Origin of the sequence: Devosia aurantiaca (genome assembly GCF_011058215.1) — a bacterium.
Lineage (GTDB): Bacteria > Pseudomonadota > Alphaproteobacteria > Rhizobiales > Devosiaceae > Devosia > Devosia aurantiaca.
In genome coordinates, this window is sequence record NZ_JAALFG010000004.1 from 115,522 (window position 1) to 134,056 (window position 18,535).

The following is an 18,535-nucleotide window of genomic DNA, read 5'->3' on the forward strand; positions in this document are numbered from 1 at the left end:
GTGATCGGCGCCGTCGCCGTCACCCTTTGTTGGCCTCTTTGGGCCAGACCATTGTTTCGACTGCCCTTCCGACCATTGTTGGCCAGCTTGGCGGCCTCGATCACCTCACCTGGGTGGTCATCGCCTACCTCCTGAGCTCCACCGTGGTCGCCCCCATCTATGGCAAGCTCGGCGACCTTTTTGGCCGCAAGATCGTGCTGCAGGTGGCGATCGTCATCTTCCTGATCGGCGCCGTTGTTTCCGCCATGGCGACCGACATGACCTTCCTCATTGCCGCCCGCACGGTGCAGGGCCTTGGCGGTGGCGGCCTCATGGTCGTCGCCATGACGGTGGTCGCCGACATCATCCCGCCGCGCCAGCGCGGCAAGGTTCAGGGCCTGTTCGGCGCCGTCTTCGGCGTCGCGACGGTCGTTGGCCCGCTGCTTGGCGGCTTCATCGTCGAACACATTTCCTGGCAGTGGATCTTTTTGATCAACCTGCCGCTCGGCATCCTGGCGCTTGTCGTTATCGCTGCCGCCCTCAGGCCCCGCGCCGAACGCGTCAAGCACAGCATCGACTATACCGGCTTCGTGCTGCTCTCGAGCGGCCTCACCGCCTTAGTCCTCGCCACCTCGCTGGGCGGCAACACCTTCCCCTGGTTCTCCGTCGAGATCATCGGCCTCGTTGCCGGTGCCATCGCGGCCCTCGCCGCCTTTATTTGGGTCGAGTCCCGCGCCGAAGAGCCCGTGCTGCCGCTGGTCCTCTTCCGCAACAACACCTTTGCGGTGACCAGCGCAGTGGGCTTCCTGGTCGGCATGGCCATGTTCGGCTCGATCACCTTCCTGCCCATGTATCTGCAGCTCGCCAAGGGCATTTCGCCCACCGATTCTGCTCTGCAGCTCGTGCCCATGATGGTCGGCCTGATCGGCGCCTCCATGCTTTCCGGCTTCGCCATGACCCGCACCGGCCGCTATCGCATGCTGCCGATCGGCGCGACCTTTATCCTAATTATCGGCCTTGTTCTGCTCGCCACCATGCAGCTCGATACGCCGTCCTGGATGGTTGCGCTCTATATGTTTCTGGTCGGCGCCGGCATCGGTCCGGTCAACTCGGTCAGCGTCACCGCAACTCAGAATGCCGTCGATCGCCAGATGGTCGGCGCAGCCACCGCCGGCACGACCCTCTTCCGCCAGATCGGCGGCTCGATCGGTGTCTCAGTCTTTGGTGCTATCTTCTCGAGCGGCCTTGCTTCTCGCCTGGGGGACATCATGCCCGCTGGTGGCGGCACCGGCAGCTTCAGTGCCCAGGCCGTTGCCGCACTCCCCGAACCCGTTCGCGGCATGGTGCTCGAAGCCTTTGCCAGTGCGCTCCACCCGGTGTTTTTCACTGCAGCCGCTGCAGCAGTGCTCGCCTTCGGCCTTTCGTTCCTGCTTGAGGAGCGGCCGCTTGCCAATTCCTTGCGCAAGGAACCGGAGGCCGAGATCGAGGCGGAGGAACATGCCACCGCCGCCGCCGTCGGTGCCCCGATCGGCGCTGCACGCTAAGCGAAAAGCCCGGGGCACGCCCCGGGCTTTTTCGTGACATAATCGCCACGGTTCCGTCGGCGCATTTGTCGCCACTCAATTCTGGCGAGAATGTGAGTGGTCAAATCACCGGCGTCACGTACCTTTCTCCTACGGCTGCCGATCGGGACATCGGCCTCGCACCCAGGAGAGACAAGCGTGCCTTTGCGTTGGCAGGAAGTGGCTTTGCCGCTGTTCACGATCGCCTTGCTGATCGGTCTTAAATATATCCCTGCCACCGCCCATCTGCCGCTTTCGCGCGCAGCCGGCGTGGTCGCCTTCGGTTATGCCGCCTTCCTGGCGCTGCGGATCATCCAGCCCGAGGAAGCCATGGTCGTCGATGGCGGCTGGGCCGAACTACGCCCCTCCATGGTTGAATATTTCGCCTGCTACGGCGCCGCGGCCCTTGCTGCCGTGCTGCTGTTTGCCGTGATCGTCATGGGCAGCGCCGCCGACACGACGCAGCTGGTCGCTACCTATATCGCCGTGCTGCTGCTCGCAGCGGGCGCCGTCGGCATCGGCCTTGCCGGGCTTTTCACCAATACGAGCTGGAACAACCGCCAGGTCAAGCACCGCACCGCCCTTGGTCGCGAAACGACGCTCGACTGGTCCGATGTCCGCTCGGTGCGCCCCAACTGGCGCGGCGTCACCATTTTCGGCACCACCGGCCGCATCACCTTCTCCCAGTTCCACGGCGGCGCCGGCCAGCTCGCCAAGCACGCCGCCACCCGCGCCATGCGCAACGCCGAAACGGCGACGAAGGCTTTGCGGCCTAAATCACCCCCTTCCGAGCGACGTTAGGCTCGTTCCTCACCAAGCTCTGCTTGCCTTCCCCTCTAAGGGGGAAGGTGGCACCGAGTTGGGACACCCACCGCTGTCACCCTCCCCTCAGAGGGGAGGGTAGCGCAGCTTAGCCGCAAGGCTTAGCGAAGCTAGGAGGGGGTGCCTTGGCTCGATGCCATCACACCCGCAAATCCCTCCCATTCCAACAATGCGATTGTCCAGCTCCAGCGGGTCGCATACCGTCGTCACATGAACGCCCAAGCCCCGATCCGCACCATCCGCTCCGTTTGTCCGCACGATTGCCCCTCGGTCTGCGCACTCGATGTCGACCTGCTCGCCGATGGCACTGTCGGTCGCGTGCGGGGCGCTAAGGATGATCCCTATACAGCCGGTGTCATCTGCGAAAAGGTCGCCCGCTACGCCGAGCGCATCCACCATCCGGAACGCCTGCTGCACCCGATGCGCCGCGTCGGCCCCAAGGGGAGGGGCAATGGCAGCGCATCTCCTGGGATGAAGCGCTCGACGAGATTGCCAGCAAATTTCTCGCGGTCGAACAGATCCACGGCGCCGAATCCGTCTGGCCCTATTTTTACGCAGGCACGATGGGTCATGTGCAGCGCGACGGCATTGAGCGCCTGCGCGCCGTGCGCGGCTATTCGCACCAATACGATACCATCTGCACCGGTCTTTCCTGGCCCGGCTATATCGCCGGCACCGGCCTCCTTGGCGGGGTCAACCCGGAGCAGATGGCCGAAGCCGATTGCGTCGTCATTTGGGGCACCAATGCGGTGCACACCCAGGTCAATGTGATGACGCACGCCATGCGCGGCAAGCGCCGCGGCGCCAAGATCGTCGTCATCGACATCTACCGCAACGCCACCATGGAACAGGCCGATATGGGCCTCGTGCTGCGTCCCGGCACCGACGGTGCGCTGGCCGTCGCGGTCATGCATGTGCTACTGCGCGACGGACTGGCCGACCGGGAATATATGAGCAAGTTCACGGACTTCTCGCCCAAATTTGAATCACATCTGCAAACCCGCACGCCACAATGGGCGGCAGAAATCACTGGCCTCAGCGTCGCCGAGATCGAGGCTTTCGCGCATCTCGTCGGCAAGACGAAGCGCACCTTCTTCCGCCTCGGCTATGGCTTCTCGCGCCAGCGCAACGGTGCGACCGCCGTCCATGCCGCGCTCTGCATCCCGGCCATGACCGGCGCCTGGCAGCATCGTGGCGGCGGTGCCTTCCATTCCAATTCCGGCACCTGGGGCCTGGACAAATCCCAGCTCGAAGGCACTGGCCTGCAGAAGGGCCAGCCGCGCGCACTCGACATGTCCGAGATCGGGCCTGTGCTGACCGGCGACAGCAAGGCACTGCAGGGCGGTAAGCCCGTCTATGCCATGATCGTCCAGAACACCAATCCGGCGACCGTCGCGCCGGACCAAACCCTGGTGCGCCGCGGCTTGTTGCGCGAGGACCTGTTCCTGGTCGTGCACGAGCAGTTCATGACCGAAACGGCGGAGCTCGCCGACATAGTCCTCCCGGCCACCATGTTCCTTGAGCATAACGATTACTATACCCGCGGCGGCCATACCCGTGTGCTCTATGGTCCGGCCGTCGTCGAGCGGCCGGGCGAGGCATGGTCCAACCATGAGGTCATCAACGCCATCGCCCAGCGACTGCGGCAGACCGAGGCGACCTTTGCCACGACGGATCGCGACGTCGTCGCCGATACCTTCGCTCGCTCCGGCTTTCCTGCGCTCGAAGAGGTCGAACAGACCGGCTATGTCGACAAGGAGCGACCCGACGACGTCGCCCGCTTCGCCCATGGCTTTGCCTGGCCCGACGGCCGCTTCCGCTTCAAGCCGGATTGGCAGGCGGTGGCCGACAAAAAGGGCTATCGCTGGTCCTGCGACCCAGCGATCATGCCGCCCTTTGCCGACCACTGGGACGTCACCGAAAAGACCGATGCCGAGCATCCGTTCAAGCTCGCTACGAGCCCGGCGCGCGCCTTCCTCAACTCGAGCTTCAACCAGACCCCTGGCAGCCTCAAGCGCGAAGGGGAGCCTTCGGTGTTCATCCGCATCGAGGACGCGGTGCGCCTCGATATCGTCGAAGGCGACGCTGTCATCGTCGGCAATCGCCGCGGCTCGGTCGAGCTGACGGCGCGTCTCCACAATGGCTTGGCGCAGGGCGTCCTGATCGCCGAAGGGCTCCACCGCAACAAAGCCCATCGCGGCGGCCGTGGCATCAACATGCTCACCAGCGCCGAACCCGCACCGCCATTTGGTGGCGCGGCGTTCCACGACGCCGCAGTGTGGATCAGGAAAGCGCTTTAGAACTTCGGGGAGTTGGGCGCATTGCACACCCCTTCCGAGCGCCGCTAGGCGCGTTCCTCGCCAAGCTCTGCTTGCCTTCCCCTCTGAGGGGAAGGTAACATCGAGTATGTGGCACGTTCCTTGGACAACTCCGGCCTCACCTTCCCCCTTGAGGGGAAGGCAAGCGAAGCTTAGCCGCAAGGCTTAGCGTAGCTCGGAAGGGGGTGTCGGGCCCTCAATCCAGGCGATCTCACCCATAAGCCCGCCAGAAAAAATACCCTGTCATCACGATCCCATAGACAATCACCCCAACCCGGATCCAGTTTCTGGGGATGTGCTGGGCCAGCCGCGCCGCCGTGTAGCCGCCGATGGTGACACCGACCAGCGCGATCGAGCCATGGTACCAGTCGATCGTGCCGTTGAAGGCAAAGCGCAGAACGGCCACCAGCGCCACGATCGACGAAATATAGAGCTTGAGCCCGTTCATGGCGTGGATGTCGGTCATTCCGGCCAGCGCCAAAAAGGCCAGCAGCAGGATGCCCAGGCCTGCATTGAAGAACCCGCCATAGATGCAGACCGCCGCCAGCGCCGCCAGCAGCAGTACGGCGCCGAGCGCCTGCATGCCGCGACCCGAACTCCCCGCGACTTGACCAGGGAGTTGATCTGGTTGCCGAAGATGAAGAGCGCCACGGCGAAGGTCATCAGCCACGGCACGACGCGCGCGAACTGCTCGTCGGAGACGACCAACAGCAGTTCGGCGCCGGCATAGCCGAAGACGGCCGCGACGATGCCATAGACGATCAGCTTGTCCTTGTGCCGCGCGATCGCTTCGCGATAGCCGAACGCACCGCTCGCATAGCCGGGTAGGGCGGCATAGGTGTTGGAGGCGTTGGCGAGCACCGCCGGGACGCCAGCGAACAGCAGAGCCGGAAAGACGATAAACGACCCGCCGCCCGCCAGCGAATTGACCGCCCCGCCGAGGAGGCCTGCCACAAACAACAAAATCTCGGTCATCGCTTTCCCCAGCTCTCGATGGCCGTTCCTAGCGCCACGCGCCAAGCCTGCCTAACGCAATTGTCTGATCCCGGCATAACGGCGATTGATCGAAGCTCTTGACGTTTATGCCAAGGCGGCGCATGTAGCGCGCCGGTTGCTGGCGCCGGCCGTCCGCGGATCGCATGATCCATGGTGAAGCCCAGCTTAAAGACACCTGATCCCTTCGGTTTTCCTCCCAAGGCGCATCATGGCAAGGCGGACCCCATGCACTAGTCGCCTCTTCGGAGAGACCGCTATGTCTTTTTCCCTCGATACTTTATCCGCCCAGACCCTGAAGTCCGAGGCGAAGTCCTTGCGCGAAGCCCGCGCCAAGGCTGGCCAGGACCTCACCCACGGCGCCGCTCTCGAAGCGGTCGCCCGCGCCCATGGCTTTCGCGACTGGAACACCGCCCGTGCGGCGCTACCGGATCGCGTCGCCGTGCCCTTCCAGGTCGGCATGCGCGTTAAGGGCTTCTACCTCGAGCAGCCCTTCCGCGGCCTGCTGATCGGCGTACAGCTCTCGTCCAGCATGAGCACCTATACGGTGACGGTGATGTTCGACGAACCGGTCAATGTCACGCCCGATTTTATGTTTGCCGCGACGCGCCAGCGTGTCACCGCCACGGTCGACATCCGCGGCATTTCGCCGGCGCTGCGCGGCAATGGCGCGCCGCAGATGCGGTTGATGCGAGAGTGATGGGGAGGCCACGCTACGGCGTGGCCGCTTCCTCGACCGGCGGGATTACCCTAAGCCAATCCTCGCCGCGGCAAATGACGTTGAACAAGACGCAGCCATTGAGCCGCAACAGCTCTGGCGACACCATTTCGACATAGCCCGAATAGGTGTTGCCATCCTGCGGATTGTAGATTGCGCCGTCATAGATATTGGGCTTGTCGCTGCGGATCAGCGTCAGGAGCTGCAGCCCCTGCATTGGGCGATTGCGCAGGGCAGGGTCCTTGTTGCGCATGTCGAAGAAGTCTGCCGGATCCATCGCCGCCGCAGCCTCGGCTTCTTCGGCGGTCAAGCCTTCTCCCGGCACGACGATCCGGCTCAGATACCCACAAAAACCTTCCGGGCAGGCGCTGATCGTCACTTCGGACAAAAGCTTCGTTTGCCATGTCCCCTCGATCGGGTCGAGAGGCACCACGATCTCCTGGGCTGCGGCGCCAAATGTTAGCAGTGTGCTAGCAATCAGCCCGCAAATGCGAATGCGCTTCGAAAGTTTGCTGGTTTTCATCGACGTTTCGACTCGCATCTGACTCGATCCACAATTAAAGCCGCCCCGGCTTCGGACCAAGGCAAAAACCGCTTGCCATCGAAACGGGCGCCCGCTAGACCCGACCCGCCGGAGAGGTGGCCGAGTGGTCGAAGGCACACCCCTGCTAAGGGTGCAGATCGGGAACGGTCTCGAGGGTTCGAATCCCTTCCTCTCCGCCACTTTCCCATTAAAGCTCGCACGATTGACATCGCTGCGTCATCGCCGCAGAGAGTGCATTCCCACGTGCAACAGCTGACGATGATCTGCGCTAATCTGACCCTCGGCCAAGACAACGAGCCGCGGCCGCTGGCGTGATGGCCAGCAGCCTTCGTTCGATAGTAGATTCGTGTCAGGCGTTAGCCCTTAGAGCGCGCTATGGTAGATCGAGAGGATGTCCTCGACGCCGAGGGCGCGGGGATTGTTGTCGATCAGGCGTTTGATGGCGAAGGCTTCTTCGGCCCAAAGGGAGAGGTCTTCCTCTTTGGCGCCGTGGCTGGCAAGGCTCATGTCCACACCCAAAGAGGCGCAATAGTCCTTGGCACCAGCGAGGACGATGCGCTCGTCGCTATGCTCGGGCAGGCCCAGGGCGGCGAGCACGGATGCAGTCTTTTCCGGGCGCTCAGGCGCGTTGAACGCCAGGACGTGGGGGAAAATGATCGCGTTGGCGAGCCCGTGCGGCAGCTTCAGTCGCGTCCCCAAGGGATATGCCAGGGCATGGCCGCCGGCGGTGTTGACCGGGCCAAGGCAGATGCCGCCATAGTAGGAGGCGAGCATCATGCCGGCGCGCGCTTCGGTGTCGGCGCCATCCTTGACGGCGCGGCCGAGATACTTGCCCACGAGCTCGATGCCAAGGCTCGCATAGCCGTCGATCAGGGGTGGGCCTTGATGTTGGTGAAGGCTTCGACGCAATGCGCCAGCGCATCGACGCCGGTGGCGGCGGTGACCGCGGTAGGCACGGAATAGGTCAGTTCCGGATCGAGCACCGCAATATCGGCCAGCATGTGCCGGCTTTCGACTGCAAGCTTGGCCAAGGTTTCGGGATTGGTGACGAGCGAGCGGATGCCGGCTTCCGAGCCGGTACCGGAGGTGGTGGGCACCTGCGCGAGGGCCGAGCGGCGGCCGGCGACCTTATCGACGCCGACCACATCGAGGATCGACTGCTCGCTATCCCACAATACGGCGACGAGCTTGGCGACATCCATGACCGAGCCGCCGCCGAGACCGATGACGAGGTCGGGCTTGAAGGCGCGCGCTGCGGCAAGCACGGTCTCGAAGGCCGGCAGGTCCGGCTCGGGCGGAATGTCGGTGAAGGTCGTGACCTCGCCACCAAGCCCGATGCGGTCGACGAAACCGACGGTTGGCGCCATGGCCACCACGAAGACGCGCTTATAGGCCGCGGCCCAATCGCCGAGGCGCTTGATGGCGCCAGCACCGATTTCGAGCCGCGCGGGCTGCAGCAGGGTGATCGGCCGCGCCATGGAGAGTTCGAGGCTAGACACGATCCTCGGCCTCCAGCTTGGCCATCTGGCCCCAGACAACGTCGCGCTCGGCCTCGGTGAGCTCCAGCAGCGGCGGGCGGACTCGGGTCCAGCCGGAATGATTGCGGCGCTTGGCCAGCATGGCCTTGATGGTCGGCAGCTGCACATAGGCATTGGAAAGATCGCGCCAGGCATTGATGCGCGCCTGGGCAGCCTCGACTTTTTCGCTCTGCGCCGGATCAAACCAGTTGTCGAAGACGACACGCAGGTGCTTGCCGATGAGATTGGAGCTCGAAGTGATACAGCCTGCGCCACCCGAGCGTAGCAAGGGCAGCATGAAGGGATCGGCACCGGCCAGCACCGAGAAATTCTCGAAAGCCTTGGCGAAGGCTTCCATGCTTTCGATCTTGCCCGAGGAATCCTTGACGCCGACGATGACGCCGGGGAATGCCTCGCGCAGCCTCGCGGTCAGCTCGATGGAGATGCCGATCTGCGCGATGGGCGGAATGTGGTAGAGCACGATGCGCAGGGCGTTGCTTTTCACGCCTTCGATCAGCTCGCATAGAAGCGGAAGAGGCCCTCGTCGCTGACACCCTTATAGTAGAACGGGGGCAGCACCACGCAGGCTTTGACCCCTGCCTCGACCGCATGCTTCACCAGCGTAACGCTGTCGGGGACGTTGGTCTGCGAGGTGCCCGGCAGCAGCCGCTGCGGATCGACCCCGGCGGCGATGACGTTTTCGAGGAGCTCCTGGCGCTGGCGCAGCGAAAAGGAATTGGCTTCCCCGGTTGTGCCGAGCAAAGCAACGCCGTCGCAGCCCTCCTCGATCAGCGCCTTGCAATGGACGGCGAAGGCTGCGTGATCGGGCGAGCCGTCCCCGAGCACGGGCGTGGCGGAAGCGCAAAAGACGCCGGAAACCGGCAATTGGCGGGCGGGATTCATCACTTCTTCCCCGAAACGAGCCGCCGCGCATAGGCGATGGCCGACTTCATATTGGTGTGGTTGGCCTTGCCCGTGCCGGCAATGTCGAAGGCGGTGCCGTGATCGACCGAGGTGCGGTCGATGGGCAGGCCCAGCGAAACGTTGACGGCGGTGTCGAAGGCGACGAGCTTGATCGGGATGTGGCCCTGGTCGTGATACTGGGCGACCACCAGGTCGAAGGCGCCGTTATAGGCGCGATGGTAGACCGTATCGGCCGAGATCGGGCCGGTGACATTGATGCCTTCCGCCTTAGCCATGGCGACGGCAGGGGCGATCTGTTCGTCATCCTCGGTGCCGAACAGACCGTTTTCGCCGCAATGGGGGTTGATGCCCGCCACCGCGATGCGCGGATTGTCGTAGCCGATGCGCTTGAGATGCTCGTTGCCGGTGCGAATGGTGGCAAGGATGCGCTCAGGCGTCGCGCGATCAATGGCGTTTTTAAGCGATACGTGGGTCGAGACGTGGATGACCTTGAGGCGATCCGAGCCGAGAAGCATCCAGGCCGTCTTCTGGCCCGTGAGATGCGCCAGCATGCCGGTGTGGCCATCGTAATGGTGGCCGGCAAGGTTGAGTGCTTCCTTGTTGATCGGCGCGGTAACGATGCATCCGATTTCGCCGGCTTCGGAATCGCGCACGGCCTTTTCGATGAAGCGGAATGCGGCATCGCCGCCGCGGGGGTCGAGCTTGCCCCAGGGCAGGGGACCACCTTCGATCGGCAGATCGACGACAACACCTTCGAGGTCGAGATCGACGCCAAGTGCCGCGCGCGCCTTTTCCAGCGTCTCGCGATTGCCGTAGATGCGGGTGCGGCCGCGCTCGTCAGCGCCCATTTCCGCCACGGCCTTGACCGAGATTTCAGGCCCGACACCAGCCGGGTCGCCCATGGTAATGCCGATGATATCGCTCACGAACTTTCTCCGTCGATCCATCCCGCGGGGAGACGGACATATTTGATGGCACGCCGGAAATAGGTATAGGCGACGTGTAGCGCGCCATCCTTGCCTTCCAGCAGATAGGGGTAGGACAGCTCCTTGTTCCGTCCGTCGACGGAATTGTTGGAGAGGCAGGTGCCCGGGCTGTCATCGACGATGCGGCGAATGGGCCAGGTCAGCCCGCCGTCGGTCGAAATGCAAAGCGTCAGCGGCGCGCGGGGCACGCCCCAGATCGGCTCACACCCCCGGAAGCGTCGGGCCGATCGTCGCCTTCTTCGATTTCGTCATAGAGCGAGACGCGACGGTCGCTCGATGTCGCTGCCGAAACGGGATTGCAGACCATGGCGAGGCGCCCGTCTGCGAGACGAATGACGTTGATCGAGGAATTGTTGTTGGGCACGTCGGTCATGGCCGGAGCCGACCAGGTGTGGCCGCCATCGAGGCTTTCCGAGCGCGCGACAAAATCGGACTGGCGGCGGCGGTAGAAGGCGACCATGTGGTCGCCGTCGAGTGGCACGATCGTCATATGCACCGAGCCGATCGAGCCCGGCACTTCAGTCAAGCTCCAGGTCTCGCCTTCGTCGGTGCTGACCGCGACGGCGGCCGTGTCGTGGCTGCCATTCCAACGTTGGCCGGGGCGGGAGATGCAGCGAAACACCGGCATCATCCAGGCACCGTCCTTGCGGCGCACGAAGCGGCCGCGAATGAAACTGCCAAGCGGCAGCCCGATATCGCGCGGAGCCTCGCCTGTGAGCGCATGGTTATCGACAGTGATGACGCGCGCCCGCAACAGGCACTCGTCCTGGTTGCCAGAGGGCTGGGCGGTGTGAAACAGCTGCAAGACACCATCGCCATTGCGCCATAGCACCGGGTTCTGCTCCGAGCGATCAGGATCATGGCTCAGGCGCATGTCGGCGCTCCAGCGCTCCGCCCCAGGTGCCAGGGTCGACGCATAGATGGAGATGTCGGACTTGCCCTCGAGCGTGCCGCCAAACCACAGGCAGGCGATCGAACCATCATCGAGTTGTTCGAGAAAGGCGGCATGATTCTGCACCATGGGCGAGGGCAGGAAGGCCTCGATCCGCCCGTCCGGTGCAGTGGCAAGCTGGCCATTCATGCGGGCCGCAATGTCCTCCGGCGTCATGTCCTCTCCCTTCAATTCGTGCCCCAAAATTCACAGCACAACACATGTTGTCAAGTTCGAGTTCGGCAATCAGGGGCTCAGACGAAAGTGTGATGCTCTATAAAATGTCGACATTACAATATGATAGCGTATGGTCCGGGCTGCACAAATCCGTTTCAAAACTTTTAATTTGACAACTGTCGGGCGTCTGCGATTAGTTTGGCATCAGGAAGGGCAAGTCCGTTCCGGAGGAATTTGCATGAGCGCAACCGCAGCGCCGCTCATGGCATCGTTAAGCTGCGACGGGAGGTTATAGTGTTGCTCAAGCCGATCCTTGTCGGCGCCCTTTTGGCGTCGACCGCTGTTGCCCCTGCCTTTGCGCAGGCGGCAGATACCGACATCACCGTGGTGCTGAGCGAAGAGCTCGACCTGGTTGAGCCCTGCATGGCCACGCGCTCCAATATCGGTCGCGTCATCCTGCAGAATATCAGCGAAACCTTGACCGAGCTCGACGTGCGCGGTGATGAGGGCCTCAAGCCACGCCTTGCGACATCGTGGGAAGACAAGGGTGACGGCACCTGGCAGTTCAAGCTGCGCGACGGTGTCAAGTTCTCGGACGGCAGCGATTTCGATGCCGAAGACGTCAAGCATTCCTTTGATCGCGTCTTTTCCGACCAGATCACCTGCGAAAGCCAGCGCTACTTCGCCGATACGACCCTGACCTTCACCGTGGTCGATGACCTGACCCTCGACGTCAAGGCCGAGCCGGCCCAGCCCGTTCTGCCGCTGCTGATGAGCCTTGTGACCATCGTTCCGTCCGAAACCCCGATGGAATTCGTGCGCGATCCGATCGGCACCGGTCCCTATGTCATGTCCGAATGGACCGCCGGCCAGCAGATCGTGCTCGATCGCCGCGACGATTATTGGGGCGAGCAGCCCGAAGTGACCAAGGCTACCTATGTCTTCCGCTCCGAGCCCGCCGTTCGCGCCGGCATGGTCGCCGCCGGCGAAGCCGACATCGCGCCGCAGATCACGGCCGAAGTCGCCGACAATACCGCAACCGACTTCAGCTATCTCAACTCGGAAACCGTCTATCTGCGTATCGACAGCCAGGACGAGCCGACCACCGACCTCCGCGTGCGCCAGGCATTGAACGCCGCCATCGACCGCGAAGCCTTTATCGGCACGGTCCTGCCCGAAGGCACCGAACTGGCCGTGGCCATGGTCCCGCCGACCACGCTGGGCTGGAACCCGGACCTTTCGCCGCCGGCCTATGATCCGGAACTCGCCAAGCAACTGCTGGCGGATGCCGCTGCCGATGGCGTCGACACCAGCCTCCCCATCGAGATCATCGCCCGTACCGAGAACTTCCCCAATGTGACGGAAGTGGCCGAAGCGCTGACCCAGATGCTGGTCGATGTCGGCTTCAATGCAACCCTGCGCATGGTGGAAGTGGCCGAGCACGAGCAGTATTACTCCAAGCCCTTCCCCGAAAGCGAAGGCACGCGCCTGGTTCTCGCCCAGCGACAACAGCCGCGGCGACCCGGTGTTCTCGATGTTCTTCAAGTATGACAGCCAGGGCACCCAGTCGGGCGTCAACGACCCTAAGGTCGACGACCTGATCGCCCGCGCTTCGGCTGCCACTGGCGAAGAACGTGCAGGCCTCTGGTCCGAGCTCTTCAAGTACGTCCACGATGACATTGCCGCCGACGTTCTGCTCTTCCACATGGTTGGCCTCAGCCGTGTCAGCGAACGTCTCGACTTCACGCCGACCATCGCCACCAATCAGCAGCTGCAGCTGAGCGAAATCGGCTTCAAGTAAGGCCTGTTCCCTCGGGTCGAATGCGAGGTGCCGGATCATCTCCGGCACCTCCGCCAATTTATAAGCAGATCGGGTGACCGCCATGACCAAGATGATCGGACAGCGCGCCATCGCCAGCCTTCTATCCCTCTTGGGACTGATGATCCTGGTGTTTTTCTTTCGCGCCTGACGGGTGACCCTGCTGTTCTGTTCTTGCCGATTGATGCCACCGAGCAGATGAAGACCGATTTCCGCGCGCTGCATGGCCTCGACCTGCCTTTGCTGGAGCAATTCGGCCGCTATGTCTGGGACCTGTTGCATCTCGATTTCGGCGAAAGCCTGCGCAAGGCGCGGCCCGCCATCGACATCGTGCTCGAAGCCTATGCCTGGACCCTGCCGCTGGCCTTGATCACCATGGGCCTCGTCGTGGTGAGCGCCATCGTCCTGGGTTCGCTAGCCGCCTTCCGCGTCGGCGGGTTCTTCGATCGGCTGGTGTCGATCGTGTCGCTGGTCGGCGCCTCCGCACCGGACTTCTGGATTGCCATCGTTGCCATCGTCGTCTTTGCGCTCGGCCTGGGCTGGGTGCCCACCTCTGGCGTCGGAACGCCGCTACACTGGGTGCTGCCGATCGCCGTGCTCTTTATTCGTCCCTTCGGCCTCGTCGTGCAGGTGGTGCGCGGCTCGATGCTGACGGCGCTGGGCTCGCTCTACGTCAAGACCGCCCGCGCCAAAGGCGTCAAGAACATGCCGCTGGTCTTCGTCCACACCCTGCGCAACGGCATGCTGCCGGTCATTACCGTCATCGGCGACCAGGCCGCGGCGCTCCTCAACGGCGCCGTCATCGTCGAAACCATTTTCGGTTTCCCCGGCATCGGCAAGCTGATGATCGACTCGATCCTGCAGCGCGACTTCAACGTGGTGCTGGCCGCCATCATGGTCACGGCGCTCGCCATCTTCATCATGAACATCCTGATCGACATCGCCTATGGCCTGCTCGATCCGCGGATTCGACACTAGGAGGCATGAAGATGGCTGATCTTACGCTCGCCAAGCCTGCCAAAGAACTCAATGGGCGCGGGCCTTCGATCCTCTCCATGCTGTGGCGGGACAAGCTGGCCTTTATCTCCGCCGTGGTGCTGATCCTGATCGTCCTGTTCGCGATTTTCGGGCCGATGTTCTTGGGCGACCTCGCCACCAAGCAGAACCTGCGCGGCCGCAACTTTGCGCCTTTTTCGATGGAGCGCGGCTGGGCCCTGTTCCTCGGTGGTGACTCGCTGGGCCGTTCGATGCTCGCGCGTCTCGTCGTCGGTGCCCATTCGACCATCCTGATCGCCGCCGGCACTGTCCTTGCCGCGGCCATCGTCGGCGCCGTGCTGGGGTTGATTGCCGGCTATTCCGGCAAGACCACCTCGCAGGTCATCATGCGTCTCGCCGACGTCATCATGAGCTTTCCCTCGCTCCTGATCGCCGTGGTCGTGCTTTATGTGCTGGGCGCCTCGATCCCCAACATGATCCTTGTTCTGGCCATCACCCGCATCCCGATCTACCTGCGCACCACACGTGCCGAAGTGCTCGAAGTGCGCGAGCGCATGTTCGTCCAGGCTGCGGTGGTGATGGGTGCCGGCCATGCCCGCATCATCCTGCGCCATATCCTGCCGGTGGTGATCCCGACCCTCGTCACCATTGCAACGCTCGATTTTGCTTTCGTCATGCTGGCGGAATCGTCGCTGAGCTTCCTCGGCATCGGCGTGCAGCCGCCCGACATCACCTGGGGCCTGATGGTCGCGCAGGGCCGTCCCTATCTCAACACCGCCTGGTGGCTGGCCTTCTGGCCGGGGCTGATGATCGTCATCACCGCGCTTTCGCTCAATCTTCTGTCGAACTGGCTGCGCATTGCGCTCGACCCGGCCCAGCGCTGGCGCCTCGAAGCAAGGAAGACCAAAAATGTCTGAAGCCCTGCTAACCGTCAAAAATCTGTCGGTCGACTTCCACACCGCTCGCGGCACTGTTCATGCCGTGAAAAATGTGAGCTGGTCGGTGGCGCGCGGCGAAACCCTGGCGATCTTGGGCGAAAGCGGCTCCGGCAAATCGGTCTCCGCCAATGCGGTGATGAACCTGCTCGACATTCCGCCCGCCGAGATCGTCTCGGGCGAGATTCTCTACGACGGCAAGGACCTGCTCAAGGTCGACTACGAAACCCACCGCGCGCTCAACGGCAAGAAGATCGCCATGATCTTCCAGGACCCGCTCGGCCACCTCAACCCGGTCTATACGGTGGGCTGGCAGATCGTCGAGATGATGACCGCCCATGGCCGCCCCGCCGACGCTGCCCGCCAGCGCGCACTCGAGCTCATCACCCGTGTCGGCCTGCCCGAACCCGAACAGGCCATGCGCAAATATCCGCACCAGTTTTCCGGCGGCCAGCGGCAGCGCCTGATGATTGCCATGGCGTTGATGCTCAAGCCTGATCTTCTGATTGCCGACGAGCCCACCACCGCGCTCGACGTGACGATACAGGCAGAAGTCTTGGCGCTGCTCAAGGAACTGCAGGCAGAAACCGGCATGGGCCTCGTGCTCATTACTCACGACCTCGGTGTCGTTGCCGAAATTGCCGACCGGGTCGTGGTGATGAACAAGGGCGAGATTGTCGAAACCGGCACGGTGCGCGAGGTTTATCACGCTCCTAAACACCCCTATACCAGGAAGCTCATCGATGCCGCCCCGGGCAAGGGCGAGATCACGCTGCTCGACCCATCGGCGCCGTTGCTTCTCGATGCCCAGAAGCTCAACAAGACCTATGGCAGCTTCGCCGCGCTCAAGGATGTCAGCCTCACCATCGCTCGCGGCCAGAGCCTGGCCGTGGTGGGTGAAAGCGGCTCCGGCAAGTCGACGCTCGCCCGCACCCTGCTGCGGCTCGAACAGGCCGATAGCGGGCAAGCTCTGTGGAAGGGTCGCGATCTCATCAGCATGGGTGCCAAGGAACTGCTAGGCGTCCGGCGCGAAATCCAGATGGTTTTCCAGGACCCGACCCAGTCGCTCAATCCGCGCATGTCGGTCTATTCGCTGATTGCCGAGGGCTGGGACATCCATAAGCTTATGCCCGATCGGCGCGCGCGTCGCGCCCGCGTCATCGAGCTTCTGGAGCAGGTTGGCCTTTCCGCCGAACATGTCGATCGTTATCCGCACCAGTTCTCGGGTGGCCAGCGCCAGCGCATTGCCATCGCCCGGGCCCTTGCGCTCGAGCCGGAAATGATCATCTGCGACGAGGCGGTGTCGGCGCTCGACGTCTCCATCCAGGCGCAGGTGATCGCGCTGCTTGATGACCTGCGCCGGCGGCTCAATATTTCCTTCCTGTTCATCGCCCACGACCTCGGCGTGGTGCGCGACTTTGCCGATACGGTCATCGTCATGAAATCTGGCGAAATCGTCGAGCGTGGCCCCACGGCGCAGATCTTCGATGCGCCCCAGCATCCCTATACCCAGCGTCTGCTGGCGGCCAATCTCGACCCGGACCCCGATGTGCAGGCACAGCGGCGGAACGCTCCGGTCCATGCCTGAACGCGCGATCATCGCCGATGATCTGACCGGGGCGCTGGACGCTGCTGCACCATTTGCCATGCGCGGCATTTCCACCGCCGTGGCGCTCGACGTCGAAGCCTTGCCCGAGGCCCTGGCGACGGGTGCGCAAATCGTCGGAGTCTCGACCGACAGCCGCGAGATCGCTCCCGACGCCGCGCGTCAGGCTGTTGCGAAGGCGCTAAGCCTGCTACCGGCCGGCACCTCTTTGTTCAAGAAGGTGGACTCGCGGCTCAAGGGCAATCTCGAAGCCGAGCTCGAGGCCCTGCCACATCGGCAAAGCCTCGTCGTACCGGCCATTCCGGCCTTTGGCCGCTGGATGCGAGAGGGCAGGCTCGGAGGTTTTGGGGTGTCTGAGCCAATCGATATTGCGGGACGGCTCGGGAAACATGGCGAAAGGGCCACCATCCCCGATATCGAAAGCCAAGCCGACATCGAACGCGTTCTCGGCGTCGATTTTGACCTGCCGATCGGCGCGCGCAGCTTGCCGAAGCCATGGCCCTGACCATGGCGCCCGTGGCAGCGCTGCCTAATCTGTCTCTGCCTAATGGCCCAGCCTATTGCGTGATCGGCTCGACCGATCCGATCACGCTAGCGCAACTCGAAACCCTGCGCGCCCGAGACCCCGATCTGGCCTATATTGCCGCGCCCAATGGCCAGGCGCCCGACCAATTGCCGCCTCCCACGCGTCTTACCGTCCTCCACGCCGTGCCAGGGCAGATTACGGAAAGCCCGGCCGCAGTCGCAGAGGCTCTCGGCAAGTCGCTCGCGCGCCTGGCGCCAGGGCCGGGTTCGCTGCTGATCCTTTCGGGTGGTGCCACGGCGCAGGTCATCTTGCGCCAGCTGGGTATAAGCGTGCTCCACCTTCTTGGCGAAGCCGAACCGGGCCTGCCGCTCTCGCTTGGAGGCGGCTTGACTGTGATCACCAAATCGGGCGGTTTTGGCGATGGGGAAACCTTGGCCCGGGTGACCGCCTCCTACCGCAGCATCGGGAGCCCAGCGCAGCATCATGTCGGATAGTCTCACGGGGCGGCGCAGCCTTTCCGAAACCGTTTTCGAACGCATCCAGCGCGCCATCAAATCCGGCGCCTATGCCGTGGATGAGCGACTACCGACCGAACACGCGCTCGCCGCGGAATTCCAGGTGTCGCGCCCCATCGTCCGCGACGCGCTGCAGCGCCTGCGGGACCAGGGCATGATCTATTCGCGCCGCGGCGCCGGCAGTTTCGTGCGCGAACAAGGCATTCGCGAGCCGCTCGGCTTCGGGCAGATGGAAAATCTCTCCGACCTGCAACATTGCTATGACTTCCGCCTCACCATCGAACCGGAAGCCGCTGCCATGGCCGCGCAACGCCGCACTTCCGAAGCGCTCGACAAGATCCAGACCGCGTTAAACCTCTTGCGTGACGCGACCAACCGGCAGGCGCACCGCGCCGATGCCGATTTCATGTTTCACCTCTCGATCGCCCGCGCGTCTCTCAATCCTTATTTCAGCACCGCCATGCAGGCGCTCGAGGAACATATCGCGGTCGGCATGCGCCTTCACGGCTTGTCGCTGAAGAGCACGCAGGGCGGGCTGGCCCATGTCTTTGTCGAGCACACGGCAATCTACGAAGCCATCCGAGATCGGGAGCCTGAAAAGGCCTGCCATCTGATGCGCGAGCACCTCACCGGTTCCCGCAATCGCCTGTTTTCAGGAACGATGTAG

15 protein-coding genes, 1 tRNA gene and 5 pseudogenes are annotated in these 18,535 nt (G+C 63.3%); 13 read left to right on the forward strand and 8 right to left on the reverse strand.

Annotated elements, in window-relative coordinates; translation table 11 throughout:
- Positions 1 to 38 precede the first annotated feature (38 nt).
- From G5575_RS16170 to G5575_RS16180, 4 genes and pseudogenes are all read left to right on the forward strand, one after another.
- Positions 39 to 1,523: an MDR family MFS transporter gene (locus G5575_RS16170; protein ID WP_235936092.1), complete on the forward strand. Its 1,485-nt coding sequence runs from the start codon at positions 39 to 41 to the stop codon at positions 1,521 to 1,523.
- A 177-nt stretch (positions 1,524 to 1,700) separates the two neighbouring features.
- Positions 1,701 to 2,342 (forward strand): hypothetical protein, encoded by a 642-nt coding sequence (locus G5575_RS16175; protein WP_164535237.1) that lies wholly within the window; start codon positions 1,701 to 1,703, stop codon positions 2,340 to 2,342.
- 231 nt (positions 2,343 to 2,573) lie between these two features.
- A pseudogene (locus tag G5575_RS21925) lies at positions 2,574 to 2,702 on the forward strand (hypothetical protein); the annotation flags it as partial.
- Positions 2,703 to 2,722: 20 nt separating this feature from the next.
- Positions 2,723 to 4,663 carry a molybdopterin-containing oxidoreductase family protein gene (locus G5575_RS16180; RefSeq protein ID WP_328766483.1) on the forward strand — a complete coding sequence of 647 codons (1,941 nt, stop codon included), beginning with the start codon at positions 2,723 to 2,725 and terminating at the stop codon, positions 4,661 to 4,663.
- A 229-nt stretch (positions 4,664 to 4,892) separates the two neighbouring features.
- Here G5575_RS16180 and G5575_RS21275 read toward each other — a convergent pair whose 3' ends face one another.
- On the reverse strand, positions 4,893 to 5,243 hold the full coding sequence (locus G5575_RS21275; protein ID WP_268904456.1) for a sulfite exporter TauE/SafE family protein: 351 nt from the start codon (positions 5,241 to 5,243) through the stop codon (positions 4,893 to 4,895).
- Complete coding sequence (locus tag G5575_RS16185; protein WP_207633204.1) at positions 5,144 to 5,656, reverse strand: sulfite exporter TauE/SafE family protein; 513 nt, start codon at positions 5,654 to 5,656, stop codon at positions 5,144 to 5,146. Before G5575_RS16185 ends, G5575_RS21275 begins: the two co-directional genes overlap by 100 nt.
- A gap of 277 nt (positions 5,657 to 5,933) precedes the next feature.
- Here G5575_RS16185 and G5575_RS16190 point away from each other — a divergent pair, with 277 nt between their 5' ends.
- Positions 5,934 to 6,374 carry a glyoxalase superfamily protein gene (locus tag G5575_RS16190; RefSeq protein WP_164535238.1) on the forward strand — a complete coding sequence of 147 codons (441 nt, stop codon included), beginning with the start codon at positions 5,934 to 5,936 and terminating at the stop codon, positions 6,372 to 6,374.
- Between the two features lie 13 nt (positions 6,375 to 6,387).
- Here the strand turns inward: G5575_RS16190 and G5575_RS16195 are convergent, their stop codons facing one another.
- Positions 6,388 to 6,915: a DUF2147 domain-containing protein gene (locus tag G5575_RS16195; protein ID WP_164535239.1), complete on the reverse strand. Its 528-nt coding sequence runs from the start codon at positions 6,913 to 6,915 to the stop codon at positions 6,388 to 6,390.
- Positions 6,916 to 7,025: 110 nt separating this feature from the next.
- On the opposite strand from G5575_RS16195, the gene G5575_RS16200 reads away from it, so the two are divergent.
- Positions 7,026 to 7,115: transfer RNA gene (locus G5575_RS16200), tRNA-Ser, on the forward strand.
- Positions 7,116 to 7,299: 184 nt separating this feature from the next.
- On the opposite strand, the pseudogene G5575_RS16205 reads toward G5575_RS16200, so the two are convergent.
- From G5575_RS16205 to G5575_RS16220, 5 genes and pseudogenes are all read right to left on the reverse strand, one after another.
- Positions 7,300 to 8,414: pseudogene (locus G5575_RS16205) on the reverse strand (iron-containing alcohol dehydrogenase).
- A 13-nt stretch (positions 8,415 to 8,427) separates the two neighbouring features.
- On the reverse strand, positions 8,428 to 8,958 hold the full coding sequence (locus G5575_RS22390; RefSeq protein ID WP_407924873.1) for a dihydrodipicolinate synthase family protein: 531 nt from the start codon (positions 8,956 to 8,958) through the stop codon (positions 8,428 to 8,430).
- Between the two features lie 8 nt (positions 8,959 to 8,966).
- Positions 8,967 to 9,356 (reverse strand): dihydrodipicolinate synthase family protein, encoded by a 390-nt coding sequence (locus G5575_RS22395; protein ID WP_407924874.1) that lies wholly within the window; start codon positions 9,354 to 9,356, stop codon positions 8,967 to 8,969.
- On the reverse strand, positions 9,356 to 10,303 hold the full coding sequence (gene pdxA / locus G5575_RS16215; RefSeq protein ID WP_164535240.1) for a 4-hydroxythreonine-4-phosphate dehydrogenase PdxA: 948 nt from the start codon (positions 10,301 to 10,303) through the stop codon (positions 9,356 to 9,358). Before pdxA ends, G5575_RS22395 begins: the two co-directional genes overlap by 1 nt.
- A pseudogene (locus G5575_RS16220) lies at positions 10,300 to 11,471 on the reverse strand (sialidase family protein). Before G5575_RS16220 ends, pdxA begins: the two are co-directional and overlap by 4 nt.
- 297 nt (positions 11,472 to 11,768) lie before the next feature.
- Here G5575_RS16220 and G5575_RS16225 point away from each other — a divergent pair.
- The 7 genes and pseudogenes from G5575_RS16225 to G5575_RS16255 all read left to right on the forward strand — a co-directional run bounded on the left by G5575_RS16225 (position 11,769) and on the right by G5575_RS16255 (position 18,535).
- Positions 11,769 to 13,272, forward strand: a pseudogene (locus G5575_RS16225) (ABC transporter substrate-binding protein).
- An 82-nt stretch (positions 13,273 to 13,354) separates the two neighbouring features.
- Positions 13,355 to 14,268, forward strand: a pseudogene (locus G5575_RS16230) (ABC transporter permease).
- 11 nt (positions 14,269 to 14,279) lie between these two features.
- Positions 14,280 to 15,203, forward strand: a complete 924-nt coding sequence (locus G5575_RS16235; RefSeq protein ID WP_164535241.1) for an ABC transporter permease — start codon at positions 14,280 to 14,282, stop codon at positions 15,201 to 15,203.
- Positions 15,196 to 16,809, forward strand: coding sequence for an ABC transporter ATP-binding protein (locus G5575_RS16240; protein WP_164535242.1), 1,614 nt, complete (start codon positions 15,196 to 15,198; stop codon positions 16,807 to 16,809). The genes G5575_RS16235 and G5575_RS16240 overlap by 8 nt, the downstream gene beginning before the upstream one ends.
- Positions 16,802 to 17,332 (forward strand): four-carbon acid sugar kinase family protein, encoded by a 531-nt coding sequence (locus G5575_RS16245; protein ID WP_164535243.1) that lies wholly within the window; start codon positions 16,802 to 16,804, stop codon positions 17,330 to 17,332. The genes G5575_RS16240 and G5575_RS16245 overlap by 8 nt, the downstream gene beginning before the upstream one ends.
- Positions 17,323 to 17,847, forward strand: coding sequence for a nucleotide-binding domain containing protein (locus tag G5575_RS16250; protein ID WP_164535244.1), 525 nt, complete (start codon positions 17,323 to 17,325; stop codon positions 17,845 to 17,847). The genes G5575_RS16245 and G5575_RS16250 overlap by 10 nt, the downstream gene beginning before the upstream one ends.
- Positions 17,837 to 18,535 (forward strand): FadR/GntR family transcriptional regulator, encoded by a 699-nt coding sequence (locus G5575_RS16255; protein WP_164535245.1) that lies wholly within the window; start codon positions 17,837 to 17,839, stop codon positions 18,533 to 18,535. The genes G5575_RS16250 and G5575_RS16255 overlap by 11 nt, the downstream gene beginning before the upstream one ends.

Coding starts and splice junctions, on each gene's coding strand:
- G5575_RS16185 (WP_207633204.1), bottom strand. CDS start 5,656: ATGACCGAGATTTTGTTGTTTGTGGCAGGCCTCCTCGGCGGGGCGGTC.
- G5575_RS16235 (WP_164535241.1), top strand. CDS start 14,280: ATGGCTGATCTTACGCTCGCCAAGCCTGCCAAAGAACTCAATGGGCGC.
- G5575_RS16255 (WP_164535245.1), top strand. CDS start 17,837: ATGTCGGATAGTCTCACGGGGCGGCGCAGCCTTTCCGAAACCGTTTTC.
- G5575_RS16250 (WP_164535244.1), top strand. CDS start 17,323: ATGGCCCTGACCATGGCGCCCGTGGCAGCGCTGCCTAATCTGTCTCTG.
- G5575_RS16245 (WP_164535243.1), top strand. CDS start 16,802: ATGCCTGAACGCGCGATCATCGCCGATGATCTGACCGGGGCGCTGGAC.
- G5575_RS22395 (WP_407924874.1), bottom strand. CDS start 9,356: ATGAATCCCGCCCGCCAATTGCCGGTTTCCGGCGTCTTTTGCGCTTCC.
- G5575_RS16240 (WP_164535242.1), top strand. CDS start 15,196: ATGTCTGAAGCCCTGCTAACCGTCAAAAATCTGTCGGTCGACTTCCAC.
- G5575_RS16190 (WP_164535238.1), top strand. CDS start 5,934: ATGTCTTTTTCCCTCGATACTTTATCCGCCCAGACCCTGAAGTCCGAG.
- G5575_RS16195 (WP_164535239.1), bottom strand. CDS start 6,915: ATGAAAACCAGCAAACTTTCGAAGCGCATTCGCATTTGCGGGCTGATT.